The organism is Streptomyces humidus, from assembly GCF_014649655.1.
In the GTDB taxonomy this organism is placed as follows: domain Bacteria; phylum Actinomycetota; class Actinomycetes; order Streptomycetales; family Streptomycetaceae; genus Streptomyces; species Streptomyces humidus.
In genome coordinates this window covers 101018-120663 of record NZ_BMTL01000018.1, presented here as the reverse complement: position 1 = coordinate 120663, position 19646 = coordinate 101018, and the positions used below count along the sequence as shown (strand labels likewise).

The following is a 19646-nucleotide window of genomic DNA, read 5'->3' as shown; positions in this document are numbered from 1 at the left end:
GGCGACGCCCCTCTTCCCGTTCCCGGGCACCCCCCGGTCTTCCGGTTCTGCGGTCTTCCCGTTCTCCGGACGGTTGAGCTCAACCGCCCAGGAAGGTCTCGCTTCGGGATATCTCTCCGGGGCAAGAGTTGTGGCGTCGCAGCGTGAGCGGCCCCGGTCGCTGCGAGGTGGATGCCGGGTATAGTCGCGCGGTCGCGAAAAACGATGTCCCGCGGGTCCACCCGCCGGGCATCGCGCATACATCGATGCAGATGGTTCTGATCGGTGAGCGTCTCCTGCCGGGACCGGACTTCCCGTCCGCTCACGGCGCTGACCGTCGCCGACGCGTGTCGGCGTTGCAGAGGAGCGCAGCATGCAGAAGACCATCGCCATCGTCGGAGCGGGACTGGGCGGGCTGACGCTCGCCCGGGTGCTTCAGGCTCACGGCGTCGCCGCGACGATCTACGAGGGTGAGGCTTCGGCGGCGGCCCGGGCACAGGGCGGCCTGCTCGACATCCACGAAGAGACCGGACAGGTCGCGCTTCGCGCCGCTGGTCTGTACGACGAGTTCCTCACTCTGGTCCGCCCGGGCGAGGACGCCAAGCGTGTGGTCGACCGCCACGGCACGATCCTGTTCGACATGCCTGCGGACCCCGGTTCGGCCCGTCCTGAGGTGGATCGTGGCGAACTCAGGCGCCTGCTCATCGACTCGCTGGCACCCGGGACGATCAGGTGGGGTCACAAGCTCGCCTCGGTCCGGCGCCGTCCGGAGGGAGGCTACGTCCTCACCTTCGCGGAAGGATCCGCCACGCGCGCCGACATCGTCATCGGCGCGGACGGCGCCTGGTCGACGGTGCGTCCGCTGCTCACCCCCGCCGAGCCTCTCTTCAGCGGAACCTGCTTCATAGAGATCGCCCTCACCTCGGGCGGCCAGAACTTTCGGGCGAGCGTGGCTGCCATCGGCAGCGGCACGCTGATGGCGGTCGCGCCCGGCAAAGGCATCATCGCCCATCGCTACGCCGACGGGCGCGTGCGCGGATACGTGGCGCTGAACAAGCCCGAGGAGTGGATGAGGTCGATCGACTTCGGCGACCCGTCCGCGGGCCTCCGCCGACTTGCCGACGAGTTCGACGGCTGGTCACCGCTGCTCACCGCCTTCGTGGCAGAGAGCGACGCGGAACCGTGGCTCCGACCCGTCTACGCCCTTCCCGTCGGGCTCACATGGGACAGGGTGCCCGGAGTGACGCTCGTCGGCGACGCCGCGCATCTGATGTCGCCCTTTGCCGGCGAGGGCGCGAACCTCGCCATGTACGACGGCGCGGACCTGGCCGGCGAGCTGGCCGGGCAATCCGACATCGAGGTCGCGCTCAGCGCCTACGAAGAGCGGCTGTTCCCGCGCAGCAGCGACGCCGCCGGCCGCTCGGCGCAGAACCTGGAGATCTTTTTCGGCCGGGAAGCACCGCAGAGCGTAGTCACGCTGTTCGATCACTCCTGATGCCTCAGTCCGGGTTCGCGGCCTTGCCGCCGGACCCGACGGGGAACGGGTACGGCCACCGCGTGATCACCGGACGGACGGCTCGGTACCGGACGTCCCTGTACCTGCCGGCCGACGACCATGCGGCAGAAGACGTCGATGACGAACGCGGCGTACACCCAGCCCGAGAAGGTACGTGGCCGATCGCCACCGGCGTGACGGAAGGAGCACGCGGGCATCTCATCGGACCGCCTCGACGCGACGGGCGACCACTGGGGCCTGGCCGGAGCCGAAGCCGCCCTCAGGCTCCGCGCGGCCTGACCGACGTTCTTCCCTGAGCGAGAGCCACATCCCTCACCGATCGGGTGTCTTGACTTTCGACTGCCGCGATATATCGTGTTTCACGGGAGACGCGATATGGCGTGTCGTGTCGTCACCGCGAAGGAGGTCCGCACCATGTCCGAATGGTCCGTCGCCGAGCCGAGGAAGCTCTCCTTCGACGAGCCCGTGCGTGAACTGCACGTGCGAATCGTCGACGGCACCGTGAACGTGGTGGGCACCGACGGGAGAACGGCACGACTGGAGGTGTCCCGGATCGAGGGGCCGCCCCTGGTGGTGAGCCATCGCGACGGGACCCTGACGGTGGCGTACGAGGATCTGCCCTGGAAGGGCTTCCTCAAGTGGCTGGACCGCAAGGGCTGGCGGCGCAGCGCCGTCGTCTCGCTCGCCGTGCCGGCCGGCACCCGCGTGGAGGTGGGCGTGGTGAGCGCGGGGGCGGTGGTCTCGGGCATCGACGGCCCCGCCGAGGTGAAGGGCGTCAACGGCGACACGACCCTGGTGGGGCTCGCGGGCCAGGTACGTGCGGACACCGTCTCGGGAAACGTGGACGCCCAGGCCCTCACCGGTGACCTGCGCTTCCATTCGGTCTCCGGCGACCTGACCGTGGTCGAGGCGGGCTCCTCCGTGAAGGCCGACTCCGTCAGCGGGTCGATGATCGTCGACCTGGACCCGGCCGGCCGGCCCACGAGCATCGACCTGACGAGCGTCTCGGGCGAGATCGCCATCCGGCTGCCCCAGCCGGCGGACGCCCAGGTGGAGGCGAACACCGCGAGCGGCTCGGTCTCCAACGCCTTCGAGGATCTCCGGGTCAGCGGCCAGTGGGGCGCCAAGCGCATCACCGGCCGGCTGGGCGCGGGCAACGGCCGGCTCAAGGCCACCACGGTGTCCGGGGCGATCGCTCTCCTGCGCAGGCCCGCGGCGGACGATCCTTACGTCGACGCGCAGGACGAGGCTCCGTCCGGGCCGCGCTCCGACTCGGGGGAGAATGCCGATTCCGGCCCGGTCGGCGAGAACCTCTCCAGCGGCCAGGCCGACAGCACGACCGACAAGAAGGTGCTCTGAGATGCCTCCCGTCTTCGCCCATGGCCGCCTGCGCCTCTACTTGCTGAAACTGCTGGACGAAGCGCCGCGCCACGGCTACGAGGTGATCCGCCTCCTGGAGCAGCGTTTCCAGGGGCTGTACGCTCCGTCGGCCGGCACCGTCTACCCCCGGCTGGCCAAACTGGAGGCCGAGGGTCTGGTCACCCACACCACCGAGGGTGGCCGCAAGGTGTACGCCATCACCGACACGGGCCGGGCCGAACTGGCGGACCGCAGCGGCGAACTCGCGGACCTGGAGCTGGAGATCCGCGAGTCGGTCGCCGAGCTGGCCGCGGAGATCAGGGCCGACGTCCGCGGCGCGGCGGGCGATCTGCGACGCGAGATGCGCGCGGCGGCCTCGCAGGTGCGCAAGGGCGAGGGGGTGGGCTCCGCGGATCCCGGTGGGCACGGAGAGCCCGGAGAGTACGGCGAGTACGGGGACCGGGAGGCGTGGCGGGCCGCCAAGGAGGAGATGCGTCGCGTCAAGCAGGAGTGGAAGGAGCAGGCGCGCCGGGCCAAGGACGAGAGCCGCCGCGCGCGCGACGAGGCTCAGCGGGCGCGCCGCCAGGCCAAGGAGGCGCAGGACCGGGCGCGTTCCCAGGCCCAGGAGGAGGTCCAGCGCATAGCGCGCCGGGTGCAGGAACACGTCCAGGACCACTTCACGCGGGGCGACTGGCCGACGGGCGTCCGGGAGGGCCTGACGGAACTCGCCAAGGAATTCGGGGAGTTCGGCAAGGACTTCGGACGCGAGTACGGCAGGGACTTCGGTTTCGGCCGCCCCGGCGCCACCGGCCAGGGGGCGTCCACGGAGTCCGGCTCGTCCCCGAAGACGGCCGGATCAACGGGGACTGCGGCGGGCGCGCGTGCGGAGCACTCCGACATCCCGGAGTACTCCGACACCCCGGAGGACTTCCCCGCCGAGTACGAGCCGACCTGGGCCCACGAGGAGTCCAGCGGCGACCCCGCCCGGGACCTCGACCGGCTCCTCGACCGCTTCCGGGACGACATCCGGGACGCGGCCCGCGACCACGGCGTCACCGGCGGACAGCTCCGCGATGTGCGCCGCCATCTGTCCACGGCGGCGGCGCACATCGGCGTGGTGCTCCGCACCCCGAAGCCCTGATCCGGCCCAAGCCGAGCCCCGCACCCGACCCGAACCAGCCGAGCCCCGGCCCCGGAGCCGATCCCCCGGACCCCTGAGCCGCGGCTCACCGAAGCCTCAGCCGCCCTCCCCTCCCCGTCCCTACTCCCTCCCCCTCAACCGGCCTTCGCGGTGACGCCCCCGTCGCCCTCGTCACCTCCGTCGTCCCCGCGCCCGTCCTCGCCGTCCTCGCCGTCCTCGCCGTACAGCACGCGGGCGAGGGCGGTGTAGGTGACGCCGTGGTCGGCGAGGATCTCCGAGGGCGCGCCGCGGCGGGCGCTGAGGGCGAGCAGCAGGTGCTCGTCCCCGATGTGCCGTTCGCGGCGGGCGAGGGCGATGCGCAGTGTGTCGGCGAGCAGCTCCCGGGCCCCGCGGTCGAACAGCCGCCCGCCGAAGACCCGCGCGCCGGAGCTCCCTTTGCCCTCGGTCGCCAGCGCGCCCTCCCCGTGCGCCTCCTCCACCCGCGAGACGATCTCGCAGACGTCGATGCCCAGCCCCGACAGAGCGTCCGCGTCGGCCCGGGAGAGACCGCCCCGGCGGCGCACCTCGCCCAGATCCCGCACGAGCCCCTCGCGTCTCCCCGGCGGCAGCCCGAGCGAGGTCAGCGCGCGCGAGCCGCGACCGCCCTCCCCGTCGAGGAGGGCGAGCAGCACATGCGTCTCCTCCACCCGCTGCGCCCCTGCCCGTTCGGCATGCACCGCCGCCGAGCGCACCACGGCGCGCGCGTCCTTCGTGAACCGCTCGAACATCACTGCCTCCCGTACTTCTTGTGCACGGCCTGCCTGCTGACCCCGAGTTCCGCGGCGATCTCCTGCCACGACCAGCCTTGATTGCGCGCGCTGCGCACCTGCACGGCCTCCAGCTGCTCCAGCAGCCGGCGCAGCGCCGCGACGGCGCGCAGCCCGATCCGTGGATCGCGGTCGCCGGCACGCTCGGCGAGATCCGTTGCTTCGGTCATGGCGTCAACCTACATTGACAACAGGTGCGCGTCAACCGAGGTTGACAAGCGCGGGCGGAAAAGGGGCGGGCCCGGAACCCGGGACCGCCCCATGACCGTGTACGCCGGACCGCCGGCAGGCCGGTCAGCCGTGAGTGAGCACGATCTTGCCGAACTGTTCGCCCGACGCGAGCCGTTCGAAGCCCTCACGGGCCCGGTCGAGGGGAAGCACCTCGTCGATGACGGGGCGCACGCCGGTGAGGGCGCAGAAGGCGAGCAGGTCCTCCAGCTCGTCCTTCGAGCCCATGGTGGAGCCGACGATCTTCAACTCCAGGAAGAAGATCCGGGTGAGCTCGGCGTGCGAGGGCCGGTCACCGCTGGTGGCTCCGGAGATGACGAGCGTGCCGCCGGGCCGCAGCGACTTCACCGAGTGCGACCAGGTGGCCGCACCCACGGTCTCGATGACGGCGTCCACCCGCTGCGGCAGCCGGGCGCCCGGCTCCACCGCCTCGACCGCGCCGAGCTCCACGGCCCGCTTGCGCTTGGCCTCGTCCCTGCTGGTGGCGAACACCCTCAGACCGGCCGCCTTGCCCAGCACGATGGCCGCCGTGGCGACACCGCCGCCCGCCCCCTGGACGAGAACCGAGTCCCCGGGGCGCACGCCGGCGTTGGTGAAGAGCATGCGGTACGCCGTCAGCCAGGCCGTGGGCAGACAGGCGGCCTCCGCGAAGGAGAGCTCCCTGGGCTTGGGCAGGACGTTCCAGGTGGGCACGGCGACCTGCTCGGCGAAGGTGCCCTGGTAGCGCTCGGTGAGGATGGAACGGGGCTCGTCGGGGCCGACGCCGTGCCCGGTCTGCCCGATCACGGAGTGCAGGACGACCTCGTTGCCGTCCGCGTCGATTCCGGCGGCGTCGCAGCCGAGGATCATCGGCAGCCGGCCCTCCGGGAGGCCGACGCCCCGGAGCGACCAGAGATCGTGGTGGTTGAGGGAAGCGGCCCGGACGTCGACGACGCTCCAGCCGGGACGGGCCTCGGGGGCCGGGCGCTCCCCCAGCTCCAGGCCGGAAAGCGGCTGGTCGCGGTCGATTCGGGCGGCGTAGGCGGCGAACATGATCCCGACCCTAGGGTCCGGCGACGTCGAGCGAAACAGGACAGCGCTGTGAGACATGCCCTCTTGCACTCCGACGCCCGGCGGCCCGGCGAGGACGACTCGGCCCGTCCGGCGAGGACGACTCGGCGCGTCCGGCGAGGACGACTCGGCGCGTCCGGCGAGCGAGCGAGGACGGGGCACGTCCGGACCGAAGCGAGGGAGCTGGGACGGCAGCCCCGGGACACGCGCCCGGCCATCACCCGAACGGGCAGGCGGCGGGCGGCAGCGGCAGGAGCAGGGGAATAACGGAACGGCCCCGCCATGACCGGCGGGGCCGTCCGTGCCACGCGTCAGCGACGGGCGACGCCCTCGGCCCGAGCCGCGGCGGCGACCGCCGCGGTCACCGCGGGAGCGACCCGCTCGTCGAACGGCGACGGAATCACGTAGTCCGCCGCGAGGTCGTCCCCGACGACCCCGGCCAGCGCCTCGGCGGCCGCGATCTTCATGCCCTCGGTGATCCGGGACGCCCGCACCTGCAGCGCGCCGGCGAAGATCCCCGGGAACGCCAGCACGTTGTTGATCTGGTTCGGGAAGTCCGACCGCCCGGTCGCGACGACCGCGGCGTACTTCCGGGCGACGTCCGGATGCACCTCGGGGTTCGGGTTGGCCATGGCGAAGACGAACGCGCCCTTCGCCATCGAGGCCACCGCCTCCTCGGCCACCGTGCCGCCGGAGACGCCGATGAAGACGTCGGCGCCGGCGAGCGCGCTCTCCAGCGAGCCGGTCAGCCCGGCCTTGTTGGTGAAGGAGGCCAGCTCGCGCTTGACGTCGGTCAGGTCCTCCCGCTCCGCCGAGACGACGCCCTTGCGGTCGGCGACTGCGACGTCCCCGATGCCGGCCTCGACCAGCATCCTGGCGATGGCCACCCCGGCCGCACCGGCGCCCGAGATGACCGCGCGCAGCTCGCCGATGGCGCGCCCGCTCAGCCGCGCCGCGTTGCGCAGCGCCGCCAGCGTCACGATCGCGGTGCCGTGCTGGTCGTCGTGGAAGACGGGGATGTCGAGGGCCTCCTGGAGCCGGCGCTCGATCTCGAAGCACCGCGGCGCCGAGATGTCCTCCAGGTTGACTCCGCCGAACGAGGGCGCGAGTCGCACCACCGTCTCGATGATCTCCTCCACGCCCGTGCAGGCGAGCGCGATCGGAACCGCGTCCACCCCGCCGAACTGCTTGAAGAGGATGGCCTTGCCCTCCATCACGGGGAGGGAGGCCTCGGGGCCGATGTCGCCGAGCCCGAGCACGGCCGTGCCGTCGGTCACGACGGCGACGACGGACGACTTCCAGGTGTAGTCGTTCACCAGGTCCGGCTGCTCCGCGATCGCGGTGCACACGCGCGCGACGCCGGGGGTGTAAGCGAGGGACAGGTCGTCCTTGTCGCGGACCGGGACGGTGGCCTGCACGGCCATCTTTCCGCCTCGGTGCAGCGCGAACACCGGGTCGAACGAGTCGAGGGGCTCCGCACCGCCCTCCCGGCCCGTCTGGTCGGCGCTCTCGCTGCGAGGATTGACGATCTCCGCTGCCACTGTGTTGTACCCCTTAGGTCTGCATGGTTTGAGGGTGGCCACTCCTGATTGAGAAGTGGGCGGGCATCGCGCAGGACCCTGAGGTGATGCGTACGGGCGCCTGGCGTCGGGCGCGCCGCACACGCGCCCTGAGCCCCGGATGAGGGGTGTAAAAAACCTTCTTACCCGACGGAGACCACAGCCGACGAGTCCATTCGGTGCAAGGTCACATCCCCGCAACTGTGGACCTTCGACAGAGATCACCGCGAGCGGCACGGCTCGTGCCCGCGGACCGCCGGACTCCGGGAGACCCCTGACGCCCTTGACACCGCCTTGACGTGGGGTCGGGCCGATGACGGGACTCACAGCGGACGATCACATCAAGGGAGGAACCGAAGATCTTTCGGCCAGAACGGGAGATTCCCGCAGATGGTCCGGCTCCGTCCGGTCGTGATGTACCGGACTGATGCGTTTCGGGGGTGGCCCGTTATCCGATTTTGACATGGCTGGCCCCCTGAATGGCGTCGCCCGAATGGCAAGATGCCGTCATCACACGAGGTCGCGACACCCGAAGGTGTGTGCTCTCGTCGACCCGTCGACATGTGTCGAGCCATCGGCATCTCCATCCATCCGCCGGAGGAACCCACCATGACCGCACGCTCCACCCGACACACGACCGCCGCGCGCACCCGCCTGGCAGCGGTCGGATCTCTCGCGGTCGCGGGCGCCTTGCTGCTCACCGCCTGCGGCGACCAGACCGAGGGCGGCGGCAGCTCCTCCGAGTCGTCGACCAGCTCCGACAAGGCTCCCCTCTTCTCCAAGCTCCCGGCCGACATCCAGAAGTCGGGCGTCATCAAGGTCGGCACCAACGCCGAGTACGCCCCGATGGAATCCGTCGACGGCGGCAAGATCGTGGGTGTCGACCCCGACATCGCCGCCGCGCTCGGCAAGCAGCTCGGCGTCGAGTTCCAGTTCACGTCAGGCGGCTTCGACACCCTGATCACCGCGGTGAACACCGGCCGCTACAACGTCGCCATGTCGTCGATCACGGACAACAAGCAGCGCCAGGAAGGCCTGGACGACAAGGGCAAGAAGCTCGGCGAGGGCGTCGACTTCGTCGACTACTTCACCGCCGGCACCGCCGTCTACGTGCAGAAGGGCAACCCCAAGGGCATCAAGACCCTGGACGACCTCTGCGGCCAGACGGTCGCGGTGCAGCGGGGCACCACCTACGAAGAGGCCCTGCAGGCGCAGTCGAAGACGTGCACCGGGGGCGGCAAGAAGGCCCTCAAGATCGAGTCGTTCGAGAACGACACCGAGGCCCAGACCCGCGTGAAGTCCGGCGGCGCCGTGGCCGGCGTCAACGACTACCCGGTCGCCGTGGACATGGCCCGCAAGGCGGGCGGCGGCAACACCTTCGAGGTGCTCGAGAAGCAGTACGAGGCCGCTCCGTTCGGCATCGTCGTCGACAAGAAGAACACGCAGCTGCGCGACGCCCTCAAGGAGGCCGTCGACGCGATCATCAAGGACGGCTCCTACCAGAAGGTGCTGGAGAAGTGGGGCGCCGAGAGCGGCGCGATCAAGTCTGCCGCGATCAACGGCGGCAAGTGATCCACCCGCACCTCTCGAAGTCTTCGAAGGGCAGTCCCCATGACTGACAAGCTCGACAAGTCCTCCGCGGGCGCACCACCCGAGGACACCCCGCGGGGCGGCGAGGAGTCCGCGTACTCCGGGCCTCCGGAGGCCATCAGGGCCATTCCGGTGCGCCACTACGGCCGCTGGGTCAGCGCCGTCATCGTCCTCGCGCTGCTGGCGCTGCTGGTCAACGCCTTCGCGAACGGCGACATCCAGTGGAACACGGTCGGCGACCAGCTGTTCGACTCGACGGTCATCGCGGGCGCCGGGCGCACGCTGCTGATCAGCGTGCTGTCCATGGTGCTGGGCGTGGTCCTGGGCGTTCTGCTGGCCGTGATGCGGCTGTCGAAGAACCCGGTGACCAGCACGGTCGCCTGGGTCTACATCTGGTTCTTCCGCGGCACGCCGGTGTACGTGCAGCTGCTGATGTGGTTCAACCTGGCGCTGATCTTCCCGGTCCTGAACCTCGGTCCGATCTACAAGGACGAGATGACGGACGTCATGACGCCGTTCATGTGCGCCCTGCTCGGCCTGGGTCTGAACGAGGCCGCCTACATGGCCGAGATCTGCCGTGCCGGTCTGCTGGCCGTGGACGAGGGACAGACCGAGGCGGCCCACGCACTCGGCATGAGCCACGGCAAGACGCTGCGCCGGATCGTCATCCCGCAGGCCATGCGGGTGATCGTGCCGCCGACCGGCAACGAGTTCATCAACATGCTCAAGACCTCGTCGCTGGTGTACGTGGTGACGTACAACGAGCTGCTGCGCTCCACCTCGGTGATCGGCTCCTCGTCGTTCGCGGTGATGGAACTGCTCTTCGTCGCCTCCATCTGGTACCTGGTCATGACCAGCGTCTTCAGCGTCTTCCAGTACTACCTGGAGCGCTACTACGCCCGCGGTTCGAGCCGCAGCCTCCCGCCCACGGTCTTCCAGAAGATCCGGACGAACCTGCTCTCGATCGGCCGCGAAAGGAGTGCGGCATGACCGCGATGGTGAAGGCCGAGGGAGTCCACAAGTCCTTCGGCGCGGTCGAGGTCCTCAAGGGCATCGACCTGGAGGTCAAGAACGGCGAGGTGTTCTGCCTCATCGGCCCGTCCGGCTCCGGAAAGTCGACCTTCCTCAGGTGCATCAACCACTTGGAGAAGATCAACGCCGGCCGGCTGTACGTCGACGGGGACCTGGTGGGCTACCGCCAGAAGGGCGACAAGCTGTACGAGCTCAAGGACAGCGAGGTCGCGCTCAAGCGCCGGGACATCGGCATGGTGTTCCAGCGGTTCAACCTCTTCCCGCACATGACGGCGGCGGACAACGTGGTCGAGGCCCCGGTCCAGGTCAAGGGCGTCAGCAAGGCCCAGGCCCGGGAGCGGGCGCGGGAGCTGCTGGACCGGGTCGGCCTGGCCGACAAGGCCGGCAGCTACCCCTCGCAGCTCTCCGGCGGCCAGCAGCAGCGGGTCGCCATCGCGCGGGCGCTCGCCATGGACCCCAAGCTGATGCTGTTCGACGAGCCGACCTCGGCCCTCGACCCGGAGCTGGTCGGCGACGTCCTCGACGTCATGCGCGACCTGGCCGAGTCCGGGATGACGATGGTCGTCGTCACCCATGAGATGGGCTTCGCCCGCGAGGTCGGCGACAGCCTGGTCTTCATGGACGGCGGCGTGGTCGTCGAGTCCGGCAACCCGCGCGAGGTGCTGACCAACCCGCAGCACGAGCGGACGCAGGCGTTCCTGTCGAAGGTGCTGTAGCGGTACGCGGTACGTGCGAGGAGGGGCGGTACGGAGAACTCCGTACCGCCCCTCCTCGCACGTGCCGGGCCGCTCGCGGTTGCGTCCGTGGCGCCCCTGACGGTCGTCCGCGCGCCCGTCGTCGCCATCCCTTCCACAGGTTGCGTAATAGCCTGGAAGGAAGAACGGCCGTTACTCCGCCCGCACCCCGGCCACAGAGCGCCTCCGTAAGGACTACAAGTGGAACTGGCCTATTACTCGGACTACGCCGTGCGGCTCGTCAACAGCGAGGAGCCGGCCCGGGGCAAGGACTCCCTGACCTCGGTCGAGGCCGTCCGGAGCCTCTTCGGCGGCAACCAGTCGGCCGCCCGTCGTGCCACCGACGCGGACGTCACCCGGTTCCGCTCGGTCCGCGGCCGGCTGCGCGCGGTCTTCGAGGCGGCCGACGGCGGCGACGAGACGCTCGCGGTGGACCTGCTGAACTCCCTGCTCCTGGAGTTCCCGGTGAGCCCGCAGATCTCCGGCCACGACTTCCGCGACGACGACGGCCGCCCGCTGTGGCACATGCACCTGGCCGACCACCCGTCCAACGCGACGGCGGGCTACGCGGCCATCGCGGCCATGGGGCTGGCCTTCCATCTCACCGAGTACGGAGTCGACCGGCTCGGCCTGTGCGAGGCGAGCCCGTGCCGCAACGCCTATCTCGACACCTCCACCAACCGCTCCCGGCGCTACTGCTCCGACCGCTGCGCGACCCGCGCCAACGTGGCCGCCTACCGCGCCCGCAAACGCCTGGAGGCGGGCCACGGCGGCGACAGGGGCCTGGCCGCCGACAGCGCCCAGCGCAGCACGGCCGGCAGCGAGCGCTGATCCGGCTTCAGCGGACGGTACCGCAGCCGCGCCCTGCCCAGGATCAGCTCGTCGGGCACGGTCCCGTAGTCCGTGCTGTCACCGCCGGCGTAGGCGTTGTCGGCGAGGACCCACCAGCCGCCCTCCCGGCGCTCGGCGGCCCGCTTGACGACGAGCAGGTCCTGCTGGAACGGGTGCCGCAGCACGATCACGTCACCCGGCCGGACCCGCGCGCCGTACTGCACCAGCAGCAGGTCCCCGTGCCGGAGCGTGGGCACCATGGACGGGCCGGTCACCTCGGCCAGCCCGAAGGGCGCGGCGGCCCTGCCCCGCTCAGTGTCCTGCGACGGTTCCGGCATCCCCGGCACCTCCCCGGTCCGTTCCTCCACCAGTCCCAGTCTGACCCCGGACTTTTGTCCTAGGCCCCAGGGGGCACCCGCCAAAAGCCCTCCCTCAGGGAGTAATGTCCCACCTGAGAAGACGATCACGAGGAAGGAACGCTCCATGCTTTCCCGCCTGTTTGCCCCCACGGTCAAGGTCAGCGCACACTGCGACCTGCCCTGCGGCGTGTACGACCCGGCCCAGGCCCGCATCGAGGCGGAGTCGGTGAAGGCCGTGCAGGAGAAGATGGCCGCCAACGACGACCCGCACTTCCAGGCGCGCGCCACCGTCATCAAGGAGCAGCGTGCCGAGCTCGCGAAGCACCACGTCTCCGTGCTGTGGAGCGACTACTTCAAGCCCCCGCACTTCGAGAAGTACCCCCAGCTGCACCAGCTCGTCAACGACGCCCTGAAGGCCCTGTCGGCCGCCAAGGCCTCGACGGACCCGAAGACCGGCGAGAAGGCCCTGGAGCTGATCGCCGAGATCAGCGACATCTTCTGGGAGACCAAGAAGGCCTGACCCGCCGGTCCCCGCTCGTGACCTGCGATCGGTGCACCATCGCGGGTCGTGGGGGACGCTCGTCGGACCTGTGGAGGGGCCCGGTCGGACAGCCGACGCTGTCGTTCGACCGGGCCCCTTCGTCGTGCCGTTCGAGGAGACGCTCACCGACGCTCAGCCGTCGTCCTCCGTGTCGCCCTCGCCCACCTCCGGCAGGCCGGCCGCCGCGCCGACTGTGCGCGGGTCGGGGGCGCCGACGACCTCCGCGTTCTTGTCGTCTCAGTCGAACCGGGCGGGCGCGCTGCGCATGGCCTCGCCCCGGGCCCGCCTCGTGTCGTTGCTCTTCACTGCCTGACCGGCCGCGACGGGGAGCCGGGCGGACCGTCTCGGGCCGGTTCCTGACCTGCACGTGCCTCTGCCCCTGCCGCACGGGCCGGGCGTCAGGGGCCGCGGGCGTCAGGAACCAGGGGCGCGGCCGCACGCGACATGCCGCTCGCCGTCCGGACCGTGTTCGGCCCGTTCCGCGCGACACGGGTCGTCGTCGTCCACGTCCACCTGCGGGAACGACAGCGGAAGCGGCAGGGCGAGCCCGGAGGGCTCCCGCCCCGCTCCGACGGTCACGAGCTCCGGGCGGCGGGGGCGCCGGGCTCCTCCTCGGACTCGGCGGTGTGCCCGGAGTCGGCGGTGTGCCCGGAGTCGGCGAGGTGGGGCTGGGCCCCCGGCTCCACGTACGCCTCGCACTCGGGGTTGTGGCACGGCCCCGGCACCCAGCGCGGGACCCACACGCCCAGCGTCTTGTACCGCCGGACGACTGACTGCACGGGCTCCCCGCAGGCGGAACAGACTCGTTGTTCCCTGTCCATGTCCTCAGAGTAGGACGACCACCGCCAGAGCGCGCCCCACCGTGCGCCGACGTTCCCGGCAGCGGGCCCCGGCACCCGTACGATCCGGACGACGAGACAAGGGCCCCCGTCCGGACGGGCTCCCGGCCCGACCGACGCCCGGCCCGGGACCAACGGCGTCCCGCCCGGACCGCTCGGTGCGCGGCCAGGGCGAACGGCGGCCCCGGCCCGGACGGACGAGGGGCTCCCCGCCCGGACGCACCGCCCCGACGAACGACACACAGCCCCGACCCCCCGGCCCCGCCCCGGTCGACGGATGCGCCGTCGACCGGGGCGGGGCCGGTGAGGGGCCGAGGGCGGGCGGGTCCTACGTGCTGCGGCGGGTCACGAACTCCGCCAGGCACAGCAGGCCGCCCGCCGACTCCGGGTCGGGGATCGCCCGGGCCAGCTCCTGCATCGCACGGGCCATCCGGTCGGCCGCCTGCTCCTGCGCCCATGCGCGGCCGCCGGCCCGTTCCACGGCCAGCGTCGTGCGGTCCAGGTCGGCCGGCTCGAAGGGCGCCGCGTACAGCGCGGCCAGTTCGACGGCCGCCGGGGTGCCGGAGGTGAGCGCGGCGACCACCGGGAGGGACTTCTTGCGGGCGGCGAGGTCCGCGCCGGCCGGCTTGCCGGTGTGCCGCGGGTCCCCCCATATCCCGATGACGTCGTCGATGAGCTGGAAGGCGAGCCCGGCCTCACGGCCGAACGCGTCCAGCGCGGCGACGTCCTCCTCGGCCGCTCCCGCGTACAGCGCCCCGACCGCACAGGCGCAGCCGAGCAGCGCGCCCGTCTTGGCCTCGGCCATGGCGAGCACCTCGTCGAGGGTGATGTCGGCGGGCCCGCGTTTCTCCAAGGCGGTGTCCGCCTGCTGGCCGGCGCACAGTTCGATCACGCAGGCGGCGAGCCTGGCCGCGGCCGCCCGGGACGCGGGGTGCGGGTCCGCGGCGAGCAGGCCGAGGGCGAGGGCCTGCAGGGCGTCCCCGGCGAGGATCGCGTCGGCGTCGCCGAACACGGTCCAGGCGGTGGGCCGGTGTCGGCGGGTGGCGTCCCGGTCCATCACGTCGTCGTGCAGCAGCGTGAAGTTGTGGACCAGTTCGACCGCGGCGGCGGCCCGCACGGCCGCCGCGCGGGACGCCGGGCCGCCGAGCGCGGCGGCCGCGGCGAGCACGAGAGCCGGCCGGATCGCCTTCCCGGCGTTGCCCGCCGCCGGAGTGCCGTCCGCGTGCTCCCACCCGAAGTGGTAGAGCGCGATCCGACGCATCGAGGCGGGCAACGAATCCATTGCCGAACGCAGTTCGGGGTCGACCGCCGCCCTGGACCGCTCCAGGATCGCCGCGGCCTCGTGTCCGTCGGCTGCCCCGGAGCCGCCCTCGCCCTGGCTTCCGATGGACGTCCGCCTCTCGCGTGCCTCGCCCCGGCGCCGCCGGATGGCGGAGGTCACCGCCAGCGGCCGATCTCGACGTTCTCCAGGACGCCCAGCGCGTCCGGCACCAGCACGGCGGCCGAGTAGTACGCCGTGACCAGGTACTTGATGATGGCCTGTTCGTTGATGCCCATGAACCGCACGGACAGACTGGGCTCGATCTCGTCCGGGATGCCCGACTGGCGCAGACCGATGACGCCCTGGTCCTGTTCGCCGAGGCGCAGCGCGATGATCGAGCTGGTCCGCGCCGCGGTGACGGGGATCTTGTTGCACGGGTAGATCGGCACCCCGCGCCAGGTGGGGATCCGGTTGCCGCCGACGTCGATCGTCTCGGGCACGAGGCCGCGCTTGTTGAGCTCACGGCCGATCGCGGAGATCGCGCGCGGGTGGGCGAGCAGCATCTTGGTGCCGCGCCGCCTGCTGAGCAGCTCGTCCAGGTCGTCCGGGCCGGGCACGCCGTCGTGGGGCTGGAGCCGCTGGTCGTACTCGCAGTTGTGGAGGAGACCGAACTCCCGGTTGTTGACGAGCTCGTGCTCCTGGCGCTCCTTGAGCGCTTCGACCGTCAGCCGCAACTGCTGCTCGGTCTGGTTCATGGGCTGGTTGTACAGGTCGGCCACACGCGAGTGGATGCGCAGGACGGTCTGCGCGATGCTCAGCTCGTACTCGCGCGGCCTGGCGTCGTAGTCGACGAACGTGTGCGGGATGTCCGGCTCGCCGGCGTGGCCCACCGCGAGGTCGACCTCCTTCTCGCCGTACTTGTTGGTGCGCTGCTCGGGAATCGTGCGCAGTTGCCGGAGGTGTTCGCGCAGGGAGTCGGCGCGCTCCGCGACCTGCTCGAGGTCCTGCCGGGCCAGGATCAGCACCGTGCAGGCGGTGTCCGCGCGGGCGGTGTACTCCCAGATGGCGTCCGCGTCGAGCAGCGCCTGGTCGCCGAAGTAGGCGCCGTCGGCCAGGACTCCGAGCACCTGGTCGTCGCCGTAGGGGCCGGTGCCGACCTTCTCCACCCGGCCGTGCGCCAGCAGGTAGACCTCGTCGGTCTGGCTGCCGAAGGAGGCGATGACCTCGCCGGGGCCGAACTCCCGCTGCCTGCAGCGCTGGGACAGCTCCCCGAGCACCTCCTCGTCCTCGTAGGAGCGCAGCGCGGGCAGCTCGCCCAGCTCGGCCGGGATGACCTCGACCCGGTCGCCGGTCTTGACGAACGTGATGCGGCCGTCGCCGACCGCGTACGTCAGACGCCTGTTGACCCGGTACGTGCCGCCCTGCACATCGACCCAGGGCAGATTCCGCAGCAGCCAGCGGGAGCTGATCTCCTGCATCTGCGGTGCGGACTTGGTCGTGGTGGCCAGGTTCCGCGCGGCCGCGGTGCCGAGGCTCTGCTGCGGCTTGCCCGACTCCGAGCGGACCTCTTCGCCTACCGACATGAGAAATTGCCCTCCCGATTCATGCACGGGCGCCGAACTGCGCCGATGCACTGTTCACGTCGGCCAGCCTTCCATCACGGTGTGTGCTCGTGCTATTACCCGAAAGAGCGGGAATGGATCATCATGGCCTGGGAAGCGACACGTTCACCCGAACGGTGTTCGACAATGAGCGCGTGACCGACCTGCGCCCGAGCCTGCCCTCCCCGCTCCAGGAGGTCGCCGACGACCGGTTCGGACGACACGGCGTACGGCTGCTGCTGAAGCGGGACGACCTGATCCATCCCGAGCTGATCGGCAACAAGTGGCGCAAGCTGGCGCCCAATCTGGAGCGCGCGGCGGGGCGCACGCTGCTGACCTTCGGCGGCGCGTACTCCAACCACCTGCGGGCCACGGCCGCGGCCGGCCGCCTGCTGGGACTGCCCACGGTGGGCGTGGTGCGCGGCGACGAACTGGCCGGCCGGCCCCTGAACCCCTCCCTGGCCCGCTGCGCCGCCGACGGCATGCGGCTGCACTTCGTGGAGCGCTCGGCCTACCGGCGCAAGTCCGAGCCGGAGGTGCTGGCGGAGATCCTGGGCGCGGCAGGCGCCGAGGACGCGCACGTCGTCCCCGAGGGCGGCAGCAACGCGGCGGCCGTGCGCGGCTGCCGGGCGCTCGGCGAGGAGCTGCGCGGCCGGGCCGACGTGGTCGCCCTCGCCTGCGGCACCGGCGGCACGCTCGCGGGCCTGGCCGCCGGTCTCGCGCCCGGCCAGCGGGCACTGGGGATACCGGTCCTCAAGGGCGGCTTCCTGGGCGAGGCGATACGCGCCCTTCAGGTGGAGGCCTTCGGGGGCCGGCGGGGCGAGTGGCGGCTCGACGAGCGCTTCCACTTCGGGGGGTACGCGCGGGTCACCCCTGAGCTGGAGGCCTTCGCGGCGGACTTCGAGCGTCGTCACGACGTGGCCGTCGAGCGTCTTTATGTCGCCAAGTCGCTCTTCGCCCTCGCCGTCCTGGCCGAGGAGGGCGCCTTCCCGCGCGGGACCCGCCTCGCGGCCGTGGTGACGGGCGCGCCGTTCGGTGTGCGCTAGGCCCGCTCAGGTCACCTCCCGGTAGGCCGCCGCCTCCTCCAGGTCCAGCCGGCGCAGCAGCGTGCGCAGCATCTCGTCGTCGATGTGGCGGCCGTCGCGCAGACGGACGAACATCTCGCGCTCGGCGCTGATCATCTCGCGCGACAGCCGCCGGTAGGCGTCGTCGACGGTCTCGCCGGTGACCGGGTTGACCTGGCCCAGGCGCTCCCAGACGGCGTTGCGGCGGCGCTCCAGGACGTTGCGCAGGCGGTCCGCGAGGGGCGGGGGCAGAGCGTTGCGCTCGTCGGCCAGGAGGGCGTCCAGGCGCTCCTCGGCGACACGGGAGGCCTGGGCCTGGGCGTTGGCCTCGGCGAGCGTGGCGGCCTGGGGATCGGCCTCGGGGAACCGCAGCAGCCGGATCAGCGGCGGCAGCGTCAGGCCCTGGAGCACGAGGGTGCCGATGACGGTGGTGAAGGTGAGGAAGAGGATGAGGTTGCGGTACGGGAAGGGCGCGTTCCCGTCGTTCACGGTGAGCGGGATGGAGAAGGCGATGGCGAGCGAGACCACGCCCCGCATTCCGGCCCAGGCGATGACGAAGGGCCCTCGCCAGGTGGGGTTCTCCTCCCGCGCGCGGATGCGCGCCGACAGGAGCCTCGGCAGGAAGGTCGCCGGGTACACCCACAGGAAGCGGGCCGCGACGACCACGAGGAAGAGCACGACGGCGTACCGGACGGCGTCCAGCCCCTCGTAGGCGCCGAGGCCCTTCAGGACGACCGGGAGCTGCAGGCCGATGAGTGCGAAGACCGCCGACTCCAGCACGAAGGCGACCATCTTCCACACGGCCTCCTCCTGGAGGCGGGTGGCGAAGTCGACCTCCCACGCGCGGTGGCCGAGGTAGAGCGCGACGACGACCACGGCGATCACGCCGGAGGCGTGGAACTGCTCGGCGGCCGCGTACGCGACGAAGGGGATCAGCAGGGAGAGCGTGTTCTGGAGGAGGGGCTCCTTGAGGTGGGTGCGCAGCCAGTGCAGCGGGGCCATCAGGATCAGGCCGACGGCGGTCCCCCCGACCGCCGCCACCAGGAACTCCTTGATGCCGCCGGCCCAGGACGCGCCTTCGCCGACGACGACCGCGAGGGCGACTTTGTAGGCGGTGATCGCGGTGGCGTCGTTCAGCAGCGACTCGCCCTGGAGGATCGTGGTGATCCGGGAGGGCAGGCCGACGCGGCGGGCCACCGCGGTGGCCGCGACCGCGTCCGGCGGCGCGACCACCGCGCCCAGCACCAGTGCGGCGGTCAGCGGCAGCCCCGGCACGAGCAGGTAGGCGGCCCAGCCGACGGCGACGGTCGCGAAGAGCACGTAGCCGACGGACAGCAGCGCCACCGGCCGCAGCTGGGCGCGCAGATCCAGATAGGAGCTGTCGGTGGCCGAGGTGTACAGCAGGGGCGGCAGCAGCAGGGGCAGGACGATGTCGGGGTCCAGGGTGTAGTCCGGCACGCCGGGCGCGTAGGAGACCGCCAGGCCGACCGCCACCAGCAGCAGCGGCGCGGGCACCGGGGTGCGCCGGGCCGCCGCCGCGATCGCCGCACTGCCGGCCACCAGCAACAGCAGTGGCATCACGTCCATGTCAGGCCCGCCCTCTTCTTCCGCGCGGTCGTCCGCACGCCCGTCGTAATCTGGCAATCATGAAACAGTGCACCCACGCCGACGCGCTGCCCCACCCCGAGCCCGTCCCGCTGGGCGAGACATGTCCGGAGTGCCTGCGGGACGGCACCCACCCGGTGCAACTGCGGCTGTGCCTGACGTGCGGCCACGTCGGCTGCTGCGACTCCTCGCCGAGCCGGCACGCCACTGCGCACCACAAGGAGACCGGTCACCCGGTGATGCGGACGTTCGAGCCTGGCGAGAACTGGCGCTGGTGCTTCGTGGACCATGTGCTCGTATGACGCGTCCGAGCACGTTGCGGCCCTGTTCGCTGCGGCCGGTCGGCCTCCCCGCGGCGAGCGGTGCGGCCCCCGCGCGAACTTCTGGGGCGGTGCGACCGTTGAACTCATGAGACGCGTCGGCCGTCCGGCGGGTACGGTTCGACCATCTGACGCCTGGGTACGTCAACCCGGCGCGCCCTCTTCCCATTTGGGTCCGCAGACCTCTAGACACGGAGCGTGTTCACAGCTTTACTGTGAGTGACGCCGGGG

At 71.4% G+C, this 19646-nt stretch carries 19 protein-coding genes and 1 pseudogene; 10 read left to right on the top strand and 10 right to left on the bottom strand.

Annotated features, from left to right (window positions below; all coding sequences use genetic code 11):
- Positions 1 to 352: 352 nt before the first annotated feature.
- The 3 genes from IE239_RS21775 (at position 353) to IE239_RS21765 (ending at position 3995) form a co-directional block, all read left to right on the top strand.
- Complete coding sequence (locus IE239_RS21775) at positions 353 to 1474, top strand: FAD-dependent oxidoreductase (RefSeq protein WP_190151043.1); 1122 nt, start codon at positions 353 to 355, stop codon at positions 1472 to 1474.
- A 435-nt stretch (positions 1475 to 1909) separates the two neighbouring features.
- A complete protein-coding gene (locus IE239_RS21770; protein ID WP_190151042.1) occupies positions 1910 to 2854 on the top strand; it encodes a DUF4097 family beta strand repeat-containing protein in 945 nt (314 codons plus the stop codon).
- Between the two features lies 1 nt (position 2855).
- Positions 2856 to 3995: a PadR family transcriptional regulator gene (locus IE239_RS21765; RefSeq protein ID WP_190151041.1), complete on the top strand. Its 1140-nt coding sequence runs from the start codon at positions 2856 to 2858 to the stop codon at positions 3993 to 3995.
- Between the two features lie 134 nt (positions 3996 to 4129).
- Here IE239_RS21765 and IE239_RS21760 read toward each other — a convergent pair whose 3' ends face one another.
- From IE239_RS21760 to IE239_RS21745, 4 genes are all read right to left on the bottom strand, one after another.
- Entirely contained in the window at positions 4130 to 4762 is a 633-nt protein-coding gene (locus tag IE239_RS21760; protein WP_190151040.1) for a Clp protease N-terminal domain-containing protein, read from the bottom strand.
- Positions 4762 to 4971 carry a helix-turn-helix domain-containing protein gene (locus IE239_RS21755; RefSeq protein ID WP_040248424.1) on the bottom strand — a complete coding sequence of 70 codons (210 nt, stop codon included), beginning with the start codon at positions 4969 to 4971 and terminating at the stop codon, positions 4762 to 4764. The genes IE239_RS21760 and IE239_RS21755 overlap by 1 nt, the downstream gene beginning before the upstream one ends.
- A 124-nt stretch (positions 4972 to 5095) precedes the next feature.
- Positions 5096 to 6061: a zinc-binding dehydrogenase gene (locus IE239_RS21750; RefSeq protein ID WP_190151039.1), complete on the bottom strand. Its 966-nt coding sequence runs from the start codon at positions 6059 to 6061 to the stop codon at positions 5096 to 5098.
- Between the two features lie 329 nt (positions 6062 to 6390).
- Complete coding sequence (locus IE239_RS21745; protein WP_190151038.1) at positions 6391 to 7620, bottom strand: NAD(P)-dependent malic enzyme; 1230 nt, start codon at positions 7618 to 7620, stop codon at positions 6391 to 6393.
- Positions 7621 to 8247: 627 nt separating this feature from the next.
- On the opposite strand from IE239_RS21745, the gene IE239_RS21740 reads away from it, so the two are divergent.
- The 4 genes from IE239_RS21740 to IE239_RS21725 all read left to right on the top strand — a co-directional run bounded on the left by IE239_RS21740 (position 8248) and on the right by IE239_RS21725 (position 11825).
- The gene (locus IE239_RS21740) at positions 8248 to 9210 is read left to right on the top strand and encodes an ABC transporter substrate-binding protein (protein WP_190151037.1); all 963 of its coding nucleotides are present in this window, start codon (positions 8248 to 8250) and stop codon (positions 9208 to 9210) included.
- Positions 9211 to 9249: 39 nt separating this feature from the next.
- Entirely contained in the window at positions 9250 to 10218 is a 969-nt protein-coding gene (locus tag IE239_RS21735) for an amino acid ABC transporter permease (RefSeq protein WP_190151036.1), read from the top strand.
- Positions 10215 to 10976 carry an amino acid ABC transporter ATP-binding protein gene (locus IE239_RS21730; RefSeq protein ID WP_308435404.1) on the top strand — a complete coding sequence of 254 codons (762 nt, stop codon included), beginning with the start codon at positions 10215 to 10217 and terminating at the stop codon, positions 10974 to 10976. The genes IE239_RS21735 and IE239_RS21730 overlap by 4 nt, the downstream gene beginning before the upstream one ends.
- Positions 10977 to 11195: 219 nt before the next feature.
- Positions 11196 to 11825: a CGNR zinc finger domain-containing protein gene (locus tag IE239_RS21725; protein ID WP_190151035.1), complete on the top strand. Its 630-nt coding sequence runs from the start codon at positions 11196 to 11198 to the stop codon at positions 11823 to 11825.
- Here the strand turns inward: IE239_RS21725 and sodX are convergent.
- Complete coding sequence (sodX, locus tag IE239_RS21720) at positions 11729 to 12163, bottom strand: nickel-type superoxide dismutase maturation protease (protein ID WP_190151034.1); 435 nt, start codon at positions 12161 to 12163, stop codon at positions 11729 to 11731. The two genes, IE239_RS21725 and sodX, sit on opposite strands and share 97 nt — an antisense overlap.
- 145 nt (positions 12164 to 12308) lie before the next feature.
- On the opposite strand from sodX, the gene sodN reads away from it, so the two are divergent.
- On the top strand, positions 12309 to 12704 hold the full coding sequence (gene sodN / locus IE239_RS21715) for a superoxide dismutase, Ni (RefSeq protein ID WP_069773659.1): 396 nt from the start codon (positions 12309 to 12311) through the stop codon (positions 12702 to 12704).
- Between the two features lie 153 nt (positions 12705 to 12857).
- Here sodN and IE239_RS42230 read toward each other — a convergent pair.
- The 4 genes and pseudogenes from IE239_RS42230 to IE239_RS21700 all read right to left on the bottom strand — a co-directional run.
- Positions 12858 to 13031 (bottom strand): annotated as a pseudogene (locus IE239_RS42230) (polyphosphate kinase 2); the annotation flags it as partial.
- Between the two features lie 269 nt (positions 13032 to 13300).
- Positions 13301 to 13504 (bottom strand): hypothetical protein, encoded by a 204-nt coding sequence (locus IE239_RS21710; protein WP_190151098.1) that lies wholly within the window; start codon positions 13502 to 13504, stop codon positions 13301 to 13303.
- A gap of 388 nt (positions 13505 to 13892) precedes the next feature.
- Positions 13893 to 14951, bottom strand: a complete 1059-nt coding sequence (locus IE239_RS21705) for a family 2 encapsulin nanocompartment cargo protein polyprenyl transferase (protein ID WP_229878242.1) — start codon at positions 14949 to 14951, stop codon at positions 13893 to 13895.
- Positions 14952 to 15001: 50 nt separating this feature from the next.
- The gene (locus tag IE239_RS21700) at positions 15002 to 16408 is read right to left on the bottom strand and encodes a family 2B encapsulin nanocompartment shell protein (protein ID WP_190151032.1); all 1407 of its coding nucleotides are present in this window, start codon (positions 16406 to 16408) and stop codon (positions 15002 to 15004) included.
- A gap of 113 nt (positions 16409 to 16521) precedes the next feature.
- Between IE239_RS21700 and IE239_RS21695 the strand changes: the two genes are divergently transcribed.
- The gene (locus tag IE239_RS21695; protein WP_190151031.1) at positions 16522 to 17472 is read left to right on the top strand and encodes a 1-aminocyclopropane-1-carboxylate deaminase/D-cysteine desulfhydrase; all 951 of its coding nucleotides are present in this window, start codon (positions 16522 to 16524) and stop codon (positions 17470 to 17472) included.
- Positions 17473 to 17478: 6 nt separating this feature from the next.
- On the opposite strand, the gene IE239_RS21690 is transcribed toward IE239_RS21695, so the two are convergent.
- Positions 17479 to 19077 carry a Na+/H+ antiporter gene (locus tag IE239_RS21690; protein ID WP_190151030.1) on the bottom strand — a complete coding sequence of 533 codons (1599 nt, stop codon included), beginning with the start codon at positions 19075 to 19077 and terminating at the stop codon, positions 17479 to 17481.
- A gap of 59 nt (positions 19078 to 19136) precedes the next feature.
- Here IE239_RS21690 and IE239_RS21685 point away from each other — a divergent pair, with 59 nt between their 5' ends.
- Positions 19137 to 19397, top strand: coding sequence for a UBP-type zinc finger domain-containing protein (locus tag IE239_RS21685; RefSeq protein WP_190151029.1), 261 nt, complete (start codon positions 19137 to 19139; stop codon positions 19395 to 19397).
- Positions 19398 to 19646: the final 249 nt, after the last annotated feature.

Bases quoted from the DNA above. Each gene is read 5' to 3' on its own strand.
- IE239_RS21775 (WP_190151043.1), top strand. From the start codon at position 353: ATGCAGAAGACCATCGCCATCGTCGGAGCGGGACTGGGCGGGCTGACG.
- IE239_RS21770 (WP_190151042.1), top strand. From the start codon at position 1,910: ATGTCCGAATGGTCCGTCGCCGAGCCGAGGAAGCTCTCCTTCGACGAG.
- IE239_RS21765 (WP_190151041.1), top strand. From the start codon at position 2,856: ATGCCTCCCGTCTTCGCCCATGGCCGCCTGCGCCTCTACTTGCTGAAA.
- IE239_RS21760 (WP_190151040.1), bottom strand. From the start codon at position 4,762: ATGTTCGAGCGGTTCACGAAGGACGCGCGCGCCGTGGTGCGCTCGGCG.
- IE239_RS21755 (WP_040248424.1), bottom strand. From the start codon at position 4,971: ATGACCGAAGCAACGGATCTCGCCGAGCGTGCCGGCGACCGCGATCCA.
- IE239_RS21750 (WP_190151039.1), bottom strand. From the start codon at position 6,061: ATGTTCGCCGCCTACGCCGCCCGAATCGACCGCGACCAGCCGCTTTCC.
- IE239_RS21740 (WP_190151037.1), top strand. From the start codon at position 8,248: ATGACCGCACGCTCCACCCGACACACGACCGCCGCGCGCACCCGCCTG.
- IE239_RS21735 (WP_190151036.1), top strand. From the start codon at position 9,250: ATGACTGACAAGCTCGACAAGTCCTCCGCGGGCGCACCACCCGAGGAC.
- IE239_RS21730 (WP_308435404.1), top strand. From the start codon at position 10,215: ATGACCGCGATGGTGAAGGCCGAGGGAGTCCACAAGTCCTTCGGCGCG.
- sodX (WP_190151034.1), bottom strand. From the start codon at position 12,163: ATGCCGGAACCGTCGCAGGACACTGAGCGGGGCAGGGCCGCCGCGCCC.
- sodN (WP_069773659.1), top strand. From the start codon at position 12,309: ATGCTTTCCCGCCTGTTTGCCCCCACGGTCAAGGTCAGCGCACACTGC.
- IE239_RS21700 (WP_190151032.1), bottom strand. From the start codon at position 16,408: ATGTCGGTAGGCGAAGAGGTCCGCTCGGAGTCGGGCAAGCCGCAGCAG.
- IE239_RS21695 (WP_190151031.1), top strand. From the start codon at position 16,522: ATGGATCATCATGGCCTGGGAAGCGACACGTTCACCCGAACGGTGTTC.
- IE239_RS21690 (WP_190151030.1), bottom strand. From the start codon at position 19,077: ATGGACGTGATGCCACTGCTGTTGCTGGTGGCCGGCAGTGCGGCGATC.
- IE239_RS21685 (WP_190151029.1), top strand. From the start codon at position 19,137: ATGAAACAGTGCACCCACGCCGACGCGCTGCCCCACCCCGAGCCCGTC.